Annotated in this window: 9 protein-coding genes and 1 riboswitch; all 9 genes read left to right on the top strand. The window is 71.6% G+C overall.

Annotation, left to right across the window (positions count from 1 at the left end; genetic code table 11):
• Positions 1-258: 258 nt before the first annotated feature.
• The 9 genes from ACH4EW_RS26405 (at position 259) to cobI (ending at position 13403) form a co-directional block, all read left to right on the top strand.
• Positions 259-1524, top strand: coding sequence for an anion permease (locus ACH4EW_RS26405; RefSeq protein WP_398260952.1), 1266 nt, complete (start codon positions 259-261; stop codon positions 1522-1524).
• A 35-nt stretch (positions 1525-1559) separates the two neighbouring features.
• A complete protein-coding gene (locus ACH4EW_RS26400) occupies positions 1560-1790 on the top strand; it encodes a hypothetical protein (protein WP_398260950.1) in 231 nt (76 codons plus the stop codon).
• A 170-nt stretch (positions 1791-1960) separates the two neighbouring features.
• Positions 1961-2092: riboswitch (cobalamin riboswitch) on the top strand.
• 147 nt (positions 2093-2239) lie between these two features.
• Entirely contained in the window at positions 2240-3283 is a 1044-nt protein-coding gene (locus tag ACH4EW_RS26395; protein WP_398260948.1) for a cobalamin biosynthesis protein, read from the top strand.
• Positions 3280-4839 carry a cobyric acid synthase gene (locus tag ACH4EW_RS26390; RefSeq protein ID WP_398260946.1) on the top strand — a complete coding sequence of 520 codons (1560 nt, stop codon included), beginning with the start codon at positions 3280-3282 and terminating at the stop codon, positions 4837-4839. The genes ACH4EW_RS26395 and ACH4EW_RS26390 overlap by 4 nt, the downstream gene beginning before the upstream one ends.
• A gap of 8 nt (positions 4840-4847) precedes the next feature.
• A complete protein-coding gene (gene cobN / locus ACH4EW_RS26385; RefSeq protein WP_398261083.1) occupies positions 4848-8513 on the top strand; it encodes a cobaltochelatase subunit CobN in 3666 nt (1221 codons plus the stop codon).
• 169 nt (positions 8514-8682) lie between these two features.
• Entirely contained in the window at positions 8683-10692 is a 2010-nt protein-coding gene (locus ACH4EW_RS26380) for a putative cobaltochelatase (protein WP_398260944.1), read from the top strand.
• On the top strand, positions 10692-11291 hold the full coding sequence (cobO, locus tag ACH4EW_RS26375) for a cob(I)yrinic acid a,c-diamide adenosyltransferase (protein ID WP_398260942.1): 600 nt from the start codon (positions 10692-10694) through the stop codon (positions 11289-11291). The genes ACH4EW_RS26380 and cobO overlap by 1 nt, the downstream gene beginning before the upstream one ends.
• Positions 11292-11301: 10 nt before the next feature.
• On the top strand, positions 11302-12660 hold the full coding sequence (locus ACH4EW_RS26370; RefSeq protein ID WP_398260940.1) for a cobyrinate a,c-diamide synthase: 1359 nt from the start codon (positions 11302-11304) through the stop codon (positions 12658-12660).
• Positions 12657-13403, top strand: coding sequence for a precorrin-2 C(20)-methyltransferase (cobI, locus tag ACH4EW_RS26365; RefSeq protein WP_398260938.1), 747 nt, complete (start codon positions 12657-12659; stop codon positions 13401-13403). The genes ACH4EW_RS26370 and cobI overlap by 4 nt, the downstream gene beginning before the upstream one ends.
• The last annotated feature ends 95 nt before the right edge of the window (positions 13404-13498 follow it).

The raw sequence follows: 13498 nt of genomic DNA, 5'->3' as shown, positions 1-13498 counted from the left end.
GCCCACGATTGACAGTGGGAGAAGGAGCGGCGTCCGGGGCCTTCGAATCCAAGGCGGAGAAGTTCACAAAAAGTGGTGGCGGGGGAGGCGAACCGGGCCCGGATCGGCCATGCGCCGGGCCCACACCGCCCCGCGAAGGACAAACGGAACGGCCCGGCTCCGGTTGGAGACACCACAGCGCCCTGTTCAGTTCACCTTCCGTTCATCCAGGTTGCCTACGGTCCACGTGCCAATGACGCCGAACGATTGCCTGGGTAAATGGAACACATCACGCTGCTGCTCGCGATTGTGATCGTGACAGCTCTAGTGTTCGATTTCACGAACGGTTTCCACGACACCGCCAACGCGATGGCAACCACCATCTCGACCGGCGCACTCAAACCGAAGACAGCGGTGGCCATGTCCGCCGTGCTCAACCTCGTCGGCGCGTTCCTGTCGGTGGAGGTCGCCAAGACGATCTCCGGCGGGATCATCAACGAGGACGGGCTGCAGACAGAAGTCATCTTCGCGGCACTCGTCGGCGCCATCCTGTGGAATCTGCTGACCTGGCTGGTCGGACTTCCGTCCAGTTCCTCGCACGCCCTGTTCGGCGGCCTGATCGGTGCAGCGGTGATGTCGGCGGGCTGGTCGTCGGTCAACGGCGGCACCGTCGTCACCAAGGTGCTGATCCCCGCGGTCGCCGCCCCGATCGTGGCCGGTCTGGCCGCGTTGCTGGCCACCAGGCTGACGTACCGGATCGGCGGAAAGATCCGCAACGGCGCCCAGGAGAAGGCCACCGCCAAGGGCTACCGCGCCGGTCAGATCGCCTCGGCCGGACTGGTCTCCCTCGCCCACGGCACCAACGACGCGCAGAAGACCATGGGCATCATCACCCTGGCCCTGGTCACCGGTGGTGTCCTGGCCCCCGACTCCGACCCTCCGGTCTGGGTCATCGTCTCTGCCGGTGCGGCCATCGCGCTCGGCACCTACCTGGGTGGCTGGCGCATCATCCGCACCATGGGCAGCGGCCTCACCGACCTCAAGCCGCCGCAGGGCTTCGCCGCCCAGACCAGTGCGGCCACGGTCATCCTGGCCTCCTCGCACCTCGGTTTCTCCCTCTCCACCACCCAGTCCTGCTCCGGCGCCGTGATGGGCGCGGGTCTCGGCCGCCGGGGCGGCGTGGTCCGCTGGTCCACCGCCACCCGGATGTTCGTCGCCTGGGGTCTGACCCTGCCGGCCGCGGGCCTGGTGGGCGCGGGCGCGGAACTCCTCACCAGGCAGGGCACCTGGGGCGTCGTCGTCGTCGCGGCGCTGCTGGTCCTGGGCTCCGCGGCGATCTGGCTGGTGTCACGCCGCAAGCCGGTCGGCCACGACGATGTCGCGCCGACGGGCGGCGACAGCGAGCCCGCGGGCGTGGTCACCGCTGCCATCGCCTCCGTCAGCCCGCCACTCACCGCGGCCCAGGCAGCGACCCAGGACCTCAAGGCCACCATTCCGGCCGCGGCCGGAACCACCCAGGACCCGGCGCGAACCGCCACCCTCTAGGTCAGCCACCTACGCCGGCCGTCTAAGGATTCAGCATGAACATCGACTGGGCAGCCCTCGGCTCCGTCTTCGGCGTCTCACTCGTCGTCACCGTCGCGCTGGTGGGTCTCTTCACCCTGGGCATCGTCGGTCTCTCCAAGCAGCCCGAACCTGCGGCGCAGGGCGGCTCCGGCGGCTCGCTGCTGCTGGCCCGCGCCGGTGCGTACGTCTGCTTCGCGCTGTGTGCTGCGGCGGTCCTGTACGGGATCTATCTGATCGTCGCCTGAGCCCTTCTCCGGGCACACCGCATCGGGCCGGACACACCTCGTGTGTCCGGCCCGATGCGGTGTGCCCGGTCCGATGTGGGGCTCAGCACACTGCACCGTCGCAGATCAACAGCAGGTTGACGGGCGTTCGCAGGGCGTGGTGGACTGCCGGAGCCGATTACGGCGACAGCAGAGGAAGCCGGTGCGAATCCGGCGCGGTCCCGCCACTGTCACCGGGGAGCAGTCCCCCACACCGGAAGTCACGGCGCGCGCGAGCGGGCTGGAAGGCCGGGGGAACTGCGGATCCGGGAGCCAGGAGACTCTCGTCGCCGGTCACGTCGAACCAGGGCGCGGACCCTGAGTGAGGACATATCGCCATGCCTGGCTGCCGTGCGTCCGTTTCTGTGGCGCTCTCGACGACGAGAGCCGCCTGTACGAAGGTCCTTCGAGGCGCAACGGCCGGTTGAGCCGTGCGTGCCGACCGCATTTTCGCGTACGGCGCCACGGCCGGTCTGATCGGCGATCTGCTGCTCGGTGACCCCCGCAGGGGACATCCGGTCGCCGCCTTCGGGCGGGCCGCAGCAGGCGTCGAGCGCCGTCTCTGGCGCGACCACCGCGGGTGGGGCGCGCTGCACACGCTCGTCTGCGCAGGGGGCGCGGCGGGTGGTGCCGCGCTGATCACCCGTGCCGTACGCAGCCACCCCGCCGCCTCCGTCGCACTGACCGCGGCCGCCACCTGGTCCGTCGTCGGCGGTACGTCCCTGGGGCGTGAGGCCCGGACCATCGGCGCCGCCCTGGCAGCCGGTGACATCGATTCGGCCCGCGAGCGGCTGCCGCATCTGTGCGGGCGCGACCCGCAGTCCCTCGACGGACCGCAGATCGCCCGCGCCGTGGTGGAGTCCGTGGCCGAGAACACCTCGGACGCCGTGGTCGGCGCCCTGGTGTGGGGCGCGCTGGCCGGTGTGCCCGGGCTCGTCGGCTTCCGGGCCGCGAACACCCTCGACGCCATGGTCGGCCACCGGTCGCCCCGCCACCGGCGCTACGGCTGGGCCTCGGCCCGCCTCGACGACCTCGCGGGCTGGCCGGGTGCCCGGCTCACAGCCCTGCTCGCCGTGGCCGCCGGGGGGCGGCCACGTGGAGCGGTACGGGCGTGGCGGGCCGACGCGGCCAAGCACCCGAGCCCCAACGCGGGCCCGGTGGAGGCCTCGTTCGCGGGCGCACTCGGCGTACGGCTCGGCGGGACCCTCGCGTACGGCGGCCGGGTAGAACACCGCCCCGTCCTCAACGGGGAGACGGGCCGGGCGGTGGAGACCGAGGACATCGAACGCGCGGTACGGCTGTCGCGCCGGGTGAGTGCGCTGGCCCTCGGCATGTGTGTGGCGGGGCGGCTGGGTGCGGGTCTCGTCGCACGACGGATCGCAGGACATCGGTCCGCAGGACATCGGTCCGCAGGACATCGGTCCGCAGGACTCCGGGTCACAGGACGTCGGATCGCAGGACGGAGACGGACATGAGCGGCGGGCTGCTGGTCGCCGGAACCACCTCGGACGCGGGCAAGAGCGTCGTCACGGCAGGCATCTGCCGCTGGCTCGTGCGCCGGGGCGTGAAGGTGGCGCCCTTCAAGGCGCAGAACATGTCGCTGAATTCGTTCGTCACCCGCGAGGGCGCCGAGATCGGGCGCGCCCAGGCCATGCAGGCCCGGGCCGCCCGGGTGGAGCCGACCGCGCTGATGAACCCGGTGCTGCTCAAGCCCGGTGGGGACCGCTCCAGCCAGGTCGTCCTGATGGGCAGACCGGTGGGCGAGATGAGCGCACGCGGCTACCACGGCGGCAGGCAGGAAGCGCTTCTCGGCACGGTCGTGGACTGTCTTGAGCGGCTTCGGGACACGTATGACGCGGTGATCTGCGAGGGGGCGGGCAGTCCGGCGGAGATCAATCTGCGGCGCACGGACATCGTGAACATGGGCATCGCACGGGCGGCGCGCTTCCCGGTGGTGGTGGTCGGCGACATCGACCGCGGCGGTGTCTTCGCCTCGTTCTTCGGTACGACGGCGCTGCTCTCCGCCGAGGACCAGTCGCTGATCGCCGGCTACCTCGTCAACAAGTTCCGCGGCGATGTGTCGCTGCTGGAGCCGGGTCTGGAGATGCTGCGCGGGATCACCGGGCGGCAGACGTACGGGGTGCTGCCCTTCGCCCACGGCCTCGGGATCGACGAGGAGGACGGTCTGAGGCCCGCTTTCAAAAACAGCACAGCGCTGCGCGGAGCCGTACGCGAATCGGTCGTCGCGCCGCCGCACGGCGACGACGTGCTGCGCGTCGCGGTGTGCGCCGTACCCCTGATGTCGAACTTCACCGATGTGGACGCTCTGGCGGCCGAACCGGGCGTCGTCGTCCGGTTCGTGGACCGCGCCGAGGAGCTGGCCGACGCCGACCTCGTCATCGTGCCGGGTACTCGCGGCACCGTGAAGGCACTGGCCTGGCTGCGCGAGCGCGGCCTCGCCGACGCCCTGGTACGGCACGCCGCCGAGGGCCGGCCGGTCCTCGGTATCTGCGGCGGCTTCCAGATCCTCGGCGAACACATCGAGGACGAGGTCGAGTCCAGGGCCGGGCACATCGACGGCCTCGGCCTGCTGCCCGTGCGTATCCGCTTCGACCGCGAGAAGACCCTCGCCCGCCCCGTCGGCGAGGCGCTCGGCGCCCCCGTCGAGGGGTACGAGATCCATCACGGCGTCGCAGACGTACACGGCGGGGAGGCGTTCTTCTCCGACGGCCGGGGTCACGGCCTGGACGGCTGCCGGGTCGGCGCCGTGTGGGGCACCCACTGGCACGGTTCGCTGGAGAGCGACGAATTCCGCCGCCGCTTCCTGGCCGAGGTCGCGCGGGCGGCCGGCCGGCGTTTCGTCTGCGCCCCCGACACCTGCTTCGACGCGCTGCGCGAGGAACAGCTCGACCGCCTCGGCGACCTCATCGAAGAACACGCGGACACCGACGCACTGCTGCGGCTGATCGAGTCGGGCGCACCGTCAGGACTTCCCTTCATCGCCCCCGGAGCACCTGGAGCACGCGCATGAACGCCCCTCTGAATACCGTGCTGTTGCTGTCGACCGCCGACACGGACCTGCTCGCCGCGCGCGCCTCCGGCGCGCCGTACCGGATCGGCAACCCCACCCGCATCGACGCCCATGAGGAACTCCCCGCGCTGATCGAGGGCTCCTGCGTCGCCGTCGTCCGTCTCCTCGGCGGCAAGCGCGCCTGGGAGGACGGACTGGCCGTCCTCAAGGCGTCCGGCATCCCGACCGTGCTGCTGGGCGGCGAGGCCGTGCCGGACGCCGAGCTGATGGCCGAGTCGTCGGTGCCCGCCGGTGTCGTCGCCGAGGCGCTGCGCTACCTCGTGGAGGGCGGCCCCGGAAACCTCGTCGAACTGGCCCGCTTCCTCTCCGACACCGTCCTGCTGACCGGCCACGGCTTCGCCGAGCCGCAGAAGATGCCCGAGTGGGGTCTGCACGGCAGCCGCGAGTTCGTCGAGGGCCGTCCGACCGTCGGCGTGCTCTTCTACAGGGCGCACCAGCTGTCCGGGAACACCTCGTTCGTGGATGTCCTGTGCGACGCCGTCGAGGCCCGTGGCGCCAACGCGCTGCCCGTGTACTGCGGTTCGCTGCGCGGCGCGGACGCCGGTCTCCACGAGCTGCTCGGCAGGGCCGACGCCCTGGTCGCCACCGTGCTCGCGGCAGGCGGCACCCGTGCGTCGGACGCCTCCGCCGGCGGCGACGACGAGGCCTGGGACATCGGCGCGCTCGCCGAGCTGAACGTCCCTGTGCTGCAGGGCCTGTGCCTGACCTCCACGCGCGCCGCGTGGGACGCTTCGGACGCCGCGCTCTCCCCCATGGATGCCGCGATGCAGGTCGCGATCCCCGAGTTCGACGGCCGCCTGATCACCGTCCCGTTCTCCTTCAAGGAGCAGGGTCCCGACGACGTGCCGGTGTACCGCGCCGACCCCGAACGGGCCGCGCGCGTCGCCGGAATCGCGGTGCGTCACGCGGTCCTCAAGCACAAGACGAACGCCGAGAAGAAGCTCGCCCTCGTCTTCACCGCCTACCCGACCAAGCACTCGCGCGTCGGCAACGCCGTCGGTCTGGATACGCCCGCATCCGCGGTACGGGTCCTGGACGCCCTGCGCGACGCCGGTTACGGAGTCGAGGGGCACCCCGACAACGGCGACGAACTCATCCACCGTCTCATCAACGCCGGTGGCCACGACGTGGAGTGGCTGACCGAGGAGCAGCTCGCGGCGGCCCCCGCGCGTGTTCCGCTCGCCGACTACCGGGCCTGGTTCGCCAAGCTGGAGCCGGAACTGCGCGACTCGATGCTGGAGCACTGGGGCGAGCCGCCGGGTTCGCTGTACGTGGACGGGGACGAAATCGTCCTCGCCTCGCTCCGGTTCGGGAATGTGGTGGTGCTGATCCAGCCGCCGCGCGGCTTCGGCGAGAACCCGATCGCGATCTACCACGACCCGGACATGCCGCCGTCCCACCACTACATGGCGGCGTACCGCTGGCTGGAGGCCGCAACATCGGAGGGGGGCTTCGGCGCGGATGCCGTCGTCCACATGGGCAAGCACGGCACGATGGAGTGGCTGCCGGGCAAGGGTCTTGGCCTGTCCGCCGGTTGCGGCCCCGATGCCGTACTCGGCGAACTGCCGCTGATCTACCCGTTCATCGTGAACGACCCCGGCGAGGGCACCCAGGCCAAGCGGCGTGGGCACGCCACGGTGGTGGACCATCTGGTGCCCCCGATGGCGCGCGCCGACACCTATGGTGACCTGGCCAAGCTGGAGCAGTTGCTCGACGAGTACGCGCTGGTCAGCGATCTCGACCCGGCGAAGGCTCCGTCGGTGCGGGCGCAGATCTGGACGCTGGTGAAGGCCGCCGAGCTGCACCACGACCTCCATGTCGACGAACAGCCCGGCGACGACGACTTCGATTCGTTCGTCATGCACATCGACGGCTACCTCTGCGAGATCAAGGACGTCCAGATCAGGGACGGCCTGCACATTCTGGGCGGCGGTCCCGTCGACGAGGCACGGGTCAACCTGGTGCTGGCCGTGCTGCGCGCCTCGCAGGTGTGGGGCGGCACGGCGAACGCGCTCCCGGGGCTGCGGGCGTCGATCGCCGAGCACTTCGGGCTCAGCGAGAAGGAGCTGCTGGCCCAGCCCGGCGCCGCGGTGAAGGTTCCAGTCGAGCTGACCGCACTGGTCGACGGCCCGGCGCGCACCGGTGCCGACGCGATCGACCTGCTGGAGCGGCTGTGCCGCCGGCTCGCCGAGGGCATGGAGGAGCGCGGCTGGGACATCGCGGCCGCGGCGGGGCTGGTACGGGACGTGCTGGGCTTCGAACTCCCGGATGCGGTCGCCGTGCTGGGCTTCGCGTGCGAGGAAGTCGTGCCGCGCCTTGCCCGGACGACGGACGAGATCGAACACATTCTGCGGGCACTGGACGGCGGTTTCGTACCCGCCGGCCCGTCGGGCTCGCCCACGCGCGGGCTCGTCAATGTGCTGCCGACCGGGCGCAACTTCTACTCGGTGGACCCGAAGGCGATTCCGTCCCGGCTGTCGTGGGAGGTCGGGCAGTCGCTCGCCGACTCGCTGATCGCCCGATATCTCGCCGACACGGGCGACTACCCGAAGTCGGTCGGCCTGACCGTGTGGGGCACCTCCGCCATGCGCACCCAGGGCGACGACATCGCGGAAATCCTGGCGCTGCTCGGCTGCCGGCCGGTGTGGGACGACGCGTCGCGGCGGGTGACCGGGTTCGAGGTCGTGCCGGTCCGCGAGCTGGGGCGGCCTCGGATCGACGTGACGGTCAGGATCTCCGGTTTCTTCCGGGACGCCTTCCCGCATGTGGTGGGGCTGATCGACGACGCGGTACGGGCCGTGGCGGAGCTGGACGAGCCGGCCGACGCCAACTACGTACGGGCGCACGCGGATGAGGACACCGCGGAGCACGGCGACCGGCGCCGGGCAACGGCGCGCGTCTTCGGATCCAAGCCGGGGGCGTACGGAGCGGGGCTGCTGCCGCTGATCGACGCCCGGAACTGGCGCAGCGACGCCGACCTGGCCGAGGTGTACGCGGTCTGGGGCGGTTACGCGTACGGGCGCGGGCTCGACGGGCGGGCGGCGCGCGGCGACATGGAGACGGCGTTCCGGCGGATCGCGGTGGCGGCGAAGAACGTGGATACGAGAGAACACGACATCCATGACGCCGACGACTATTTCCAGTACCACGGCGGCATGGTGGCGATGGTGCGGCATCTGACCGGCGAGTCGCCCGAGGCGTACGTCGGTGACAGCGCCACGCCGGACCAGGTGAGGACGCGGACGCTGGGCGAGGAGACGCACCGGGTGTTCCGGGCGCGGGTGGTGAACCCGCGGTGGATGAGCGCGATGCGGCGCCACGGGTACAAGGGCGCCTTCGAGATGGCCGCGACCGTGGACTACCTCTTCGGGTACGACGCCACGGCGGGGGTCGTCGACGACTGGATGTACGAGAAGCTGTCGGCCGAGTACGTGTTCGACGAGACCAACCGGGACTTCATGAAGAAGTCCAACCCCTGGGCTCTGCGCGGGATTTCGGAGCGGCTGCTGGAGGCGGCCGAGCGGGGGCTGTGGGCGGAGCCGGACCAGGAGACGCTGGAGCGGCTCCGGGCGACCTACCTCGAACTCGAGGGCGACCTGGAGGGGGACGCGTGAGCGCCCCGGACACCCCCGCAACTCCGGGGAGCACACACGGGACGGCCGTGAGGGCGATCTCGTGCTCGGAACATCCCCGCGTCTGCGGGGAGCACGTCCTCACCCTCACCAGCCTCGTGCCCGCCGACCGGCCATTCGCCCCGGCCGCACCCGAAGGAGTGATCACCGCGTGAGTGTTTCCTATCCCTTCACCGCCATCGTCGGACAGGACGACCTCCGGCTCGGGCTGCTCCTCAACGCCGTCTCGCCGGCCGTCGGCGGGGTGCTGGTGCGCGGCGAGAAGGGGACCGCCAAGTCCACCGCCGTGCGGGCGCTGGCCGCACTCATGCCGGAGGTGGCCGTCGTCCCGGAGTGCCGGTTCTCCTGCGCCCCGGACTCGCCCGATCCCGCGTGTCCCGACGGACCCCACGAGGCCGGGTCCGGCGTGTCACGGACGGCGCGGACGGTCGAACTGCCCGTCGGCGCGTCCGAGGACCGGCTCGTCGGCGCGCTCGACATCGAGCGGGCGCTCGCCGAGGGCGTGAAGGCCTTCGAGCCAGGGCTGCTCGCCGACGCGCATCGCGGGATCCTGTACGTCGACGAGGTCAACCTCCTCCACGACCACCTCGTGGACCTGCTGTTGGACGCCGCCGCCATGGGTGCCTCGTACGTGGAGCGCGAAGGTGTCTCCGTACGGCATGCAGCGCGCTTCCTGCTCGTCGGGACCATGAATCCCGAGGAAGGGGAGCTCAGACCTCAGCTCCTCGACCGGTTCGGGCTGACCGTCGAGGTCGCCGCCTCCCGTGAGACCGATCTGCGGGTCGAGGTGGTGCGGCGTCGGCTCGCGTACGACGACGATCCGGTCGCCTTCGCCGCCCACTGGGCCGACGAGGAAGGCGCGTTGCGGGCGCGGATCGTGGCCGCGCGTGCACTGCTGCCCCACGTACGGCTCGGTGACAGTGCGTTGCGCCAGATCGCAGCCACCTGTGCGGCCTTTGAGGTCGATGGGATGCGGGCCGACATCGTGATGGCCCGGACCGCCACGGCACTGGCCGCCTGGGCGGGGCGCACCGATGTACTGGCCGAGGACGTACGACAGGCTGCCCTGCTCGCGCTCCCCCACCGGCGCCGGCGCAATCCCTTCGACGCGCCGGGGCTCGACGAGGACAAGCTCGACGACACGCTGGAGCGGAACAGCGGCGAGGACGACGATCCGGACCCGGACGGCCCGGGTGGCGGCGGCCGGCCGCCGCGGAGCGACGGACCCGACACCGGGCCGCAGCCCGAGGGCGGGGCCGACGGCACGCCCGCGCAGTCCGTGCCCGAACAGGGCAAGGAGCAGGGACAGGGAGGGGGCGGCGAGCAGCAGCCCGTACGGGCCGGTGAGCCGTTCCGTACGAAGATGCTGAGCGTGCCCGGTCTGGGTGAGGGCGCCGCGGGGCGGCGGTCACGGGCGCGTACCGAGCACGGGCGCACGACGGGTGCGCGGCGTCCGCAGGGCGCCCTGACCAAGCTGCATCTGGCGGCGACCGTGCAGGCAGCCGCCCCGCATCAGCGGGCGCGGGGGCGCAACGGAGCCGGACTTCTCCTGCGTCGTGACGATCTCAGGCAAGCAGTGCGAGAAGGTCACGAATCCAATCTCGTGCTGTTCGTCGTGGACGCCTCCGGGTCGATGGCCGCCCGGCAGCGGATGAGTGCCGTGAAGGGTGCGGTCCTTTCGCTGCTGCTGGACGCGTATCAGCGGCGGGACAAGGTCGGGCTGATCACCTTCCGGGGCAAGGACGCCGAGGTGGTGCTGCCACCGACGTCGTCGGTGGACGCCGCGGCGGCGCGGCTGGAGATGTTGCCGACCGGTGGGCGTACCCCCGTCGCGGCCGGGCTGTTGAAGGCCTATGAGGTGCTGCGGGTGGAGCGGCTGCGCGATCCGTCGCGGCGGCCGTTGCTGGTCCTGGTGACCGACGGGCGGGCGACCGGGGGGCCCGAGCCGGTGGCGCTGGCGTCGCGGGCGGCGCGGCTGCACGAGGCCGAGGGCATCGCGTCCGTCGTCGTGGACTGCGAGTCGGGGCCCGTACGGCTCGGACTTGCGGGAAGTCTCGCGCGCGATCTCGGGTCCGTCGCCGTCACGCTCGACGAACTGCGGGCCGACTCGATCGCCGGGCTCGTCAAGGACGTTCAGTCAACCAGCGGGAGGGCCGCGTAATGCCGCAGGGACAGCCGACCACCGTGCCGGACGACGGGCTGACCACCCGTCAGCGCCGCAACCGGCCGCTGCTGGTGGTGCACACCGGCATCGGGAAGGGGAAGTCGACGGCGGCCTTCGGGCTCGCGCTGCGCGCCTGGAATCAGGGGTGGCCGATCGGGGTCTTCCAGTTCGTCAAGTCGGCGAAGTGGAAGGTCGGCGAGGAGAACGCGCTGAAGGTCCTCGGGGCGAGCGGCGAGGGCGGGTCCGTCGCCTGGCACAAGATGGGCGAGGGCTGGTCGTGGGTGCAGCGCGACAAGCAGCTGAACAACGAGGAGGCGGCGCGCGAGGGCTGGGAGCAGGTCAAGCGCGACCTGGCCGGCGAGACGTACCGGCTGTACGTCCTCGACGAGTTCGCGTACCCCATGCACTGGGGCTGGGTCGACACCGACGAGGTGATCGAGGTGCTGCGCGGCCGTCCCGGTACTCAGCATGTGGTCATCACGGGACGCAACGCGCCCGAGAAGCTGGTGGAGGCCGCCGATCTGGTGACCGACATGTCGAAGGTCAAGCACCCGATGGACGCCGGTCAGAAGGGTCAGCGGGGCATCGAATGGTGAGGGGCCCGCGGTGAACGTTCCGCGTCTGGTGATTGCCGCGCCCTCGTCGGGCAGCGGCAAGACGACCGTTGCCACGGGGCTGATGGCGGCTTTCGCGGAGCGGGGACTTGCCGTGTCCGCGCACAAGGTCGGGCCCGACTACATCGATCCCGGGTATCACACGCTGGCCACGGGGCGGCCGGGGCGCAATCTCGACGCGTACATGTGCGGCCCGGAGCTGGTCGCTCCGCTGTTCGCGCACGGTGCGCGCGGCTGCGATCTGGCGGTCGTCGAGGGTGTGATGGGGCTGTACGACGGGGCGTCGGGGAGGGGCGAGCTGGCGTCGACCGCGCAGGTCGCGAAGGCGCTGCGGGCGCCCGTGGTGCTGGTCGTCGACGCGTCGTCGCAGTCGCGGTCCGTGGCCGCGCTGGTGCACGGCTTCGCCTCGTGGGATCCGCAGGTGCGGATCGGCGGAGTGATTCTGAACAAGGTCGGATCGCAGCGGCACGAGGCGCTGTTGCGGGAGGCGTTGGACGAGTCGGGTGTGCCGGTGCTGGGGGTGTTGCGGCGGGCCGGGCAGGTGGCTGTGCCGTCGCGGCATCTGGGGCTGGTGCCGGTGGCCGAGCGTCGGGGCGACGCGGTGGACGCTGTCGCGGCGATGGCGGACCGGGTGCGGGCGGGGTGTGACCTGGACGCGGTCATGGCGTTGGCGCGGTCGGCGCCCGCGGTGCCGGGTGAGGTGTGGGACGTGGCCGGGGCGGTGGGCGCGTGCGGTGGGCCCGCTGCCCGGCCCGCGAGGGTCGCCGTCGCCTCCGGGGCCGCGTTCACCTTTTCCTACGCCGAGCACACCGAACTCCTTGCCGCCGCCGGGGCCGAAGTCGTGCCGTTCGATCCGTTGCGGGACGAGTCCTTGCCCGAGGGGACGCGGGGGCTGGTCATCGGTGGGGGGTTTCCGGAGGTGTACGCCTCCGAGCTGTCCGCCAACGCCGCGCTGCGCAAGGCCGTCGCCGAACTGGCGGAGTCCGGGGCTCCGGTGGCTGCCGAGTGTGCGGGGCTGCTGTATCTGGCGCGTTCGCTCGACGGGCTGCCGATGTGCGGGGTCCTCGATGCCGAGGGGCGGATGTCCGAGCGGCTGACACTCGGCTACCGGGAGGCCGTGGCGGTCTCCGGCAGTGTGCTGGCGGCGCCCGGGACGCGGGTGCGCGGGCACGAGTTCCACCGGACCGTGCTGCAGCCCGGCGCCGGGGCCCAGCCGGCGTGGGGCCTGCACCAGCCGGAGCGGCGCGTGGAGGGGTTCGTACAGCGGGGCGTGCACGCGAGTTATCTGCATACGCATTGGGCTGCGGCGCCCGGTATGGCCCGCCGATTCGTTGAGAGGTGCAAGGGATGAGCCACGGTCACGGTACGAGCAGACTGGTCGGCGTCGGTGTCGGACCCGGTGACCCGGAGCTGGTGACCGTCAAGGGTGTGAACGCGCTGCGTGATGCCGCGGTCGTCGTCGTGCCGGTGATGGACACCGGTGAACGGGGGCGGGCCGAGGCGACCGTGCTGCACTACGTGGCGGCCGACAAGGTCGTACGTGTGGTGTTCGCGCTGAACGAGCGGACGGACCGGGCACGTCGGGAGGCGGCGTGGGACGCGGCGGGTGAGCGGGTCGCGGAGCTGCTGCGTACGCATGGTTCGGTGGCGTTCGCGACGATCGGCGACCCCAATGTGTACTCGACGTTCACATATCTCGCGCACACGATGGGTGAGCTGCTGCCGGGTACGGCCGTGGAGACCGTGCCGGGTATCACGGCGATGCAGGATCTGGCCGCGCGCAGCGGTGCGGTGCTGACGGAAGGCACGGAGCCGTTGACGCTGGTGCCGGTGACCGCCGGGGCCGCGGTGCTCAAGGAGGCCCTGGAAGGTCCCGGGACGGTCGTCGCGTACAAGTTCGGGCGGCTGGCCGCGGAGGTGGCCACGGCGCTGCGTGAGACGGGGCGCACCGAGGACGCGGTGTGGGGTTCGGCCCTCGGGCTGCCCGAGGAGTCGATCCGGCCGGCGGCGGACCTGGCCGAGGGGCCGTTGCCGTATTTGTCGACGCTGATCGCGCCCGCGCCGCGCGACGGCGGGCGGGGCGGGAAGTTGTGAGGATCACCCGCGCCGTGTTGCCGGCAGGTTGACCCCGTGCGCGCATCTCACCGCGCCCTGCCGTCCACCTCACCTTATCTGTCCCGTTTTCCCGC

Source organism: Streptomyces sp. NPDC018000, assembly GCF_044328025.1.
In the GTDB taxonomy this organism is placed as follows: domain Bacteria; phylum Actinomycetota; class Actinomycetes; order Streptomycetales; family Streptomycetaceae; genus Streptomyces.
The sequence above is the reverse complement of the archived record's forward strand: the minus strand, read 5'-3'. Positions and strand labels throughout refer to the sequence as shown.

What these genes read in the sequence shown, in the direction of transcription:
- cobO (WP_398260942.1), top strand. Translation starts at nt 10,692, where the DNA reads ATGCCGCAGGGACAGCCGACCACCGTGCCGGACGACGGGCTGACCACC.
- cobI (WP_398260938.1), top strand. Translation starts at nt 12,657, where the DNA reads ATGAGCCACGGTCACGGTACGAGCAGACTGGTCGGCGTCGGTGTCGGA.
- ACH4EW_RS26405 (WP_398260952.1), top strand. Translation starts at nt 259, where the DNA reads ATGGAACACATCACGCTGCTGCTCGCGATTGTGATCGTGACAGCTCTA.
- ACH4EW_RS26390 (WP_398260946.1), top strand. Translation starts at nt 3,280, where the DNA reads ATGAGCGGCGGGCTGCTGGTCGCCGGAACCACCTCGGACGCGGGCAAG.
- ACH4EW_RS26400 (WP_398260950.1), top strand. Translation starts at nt 1,560, where the DNA reads ATGAACATCGACTGGGCAGCCCTCGGCTCCGTCTTCGGCGTCTCACTC.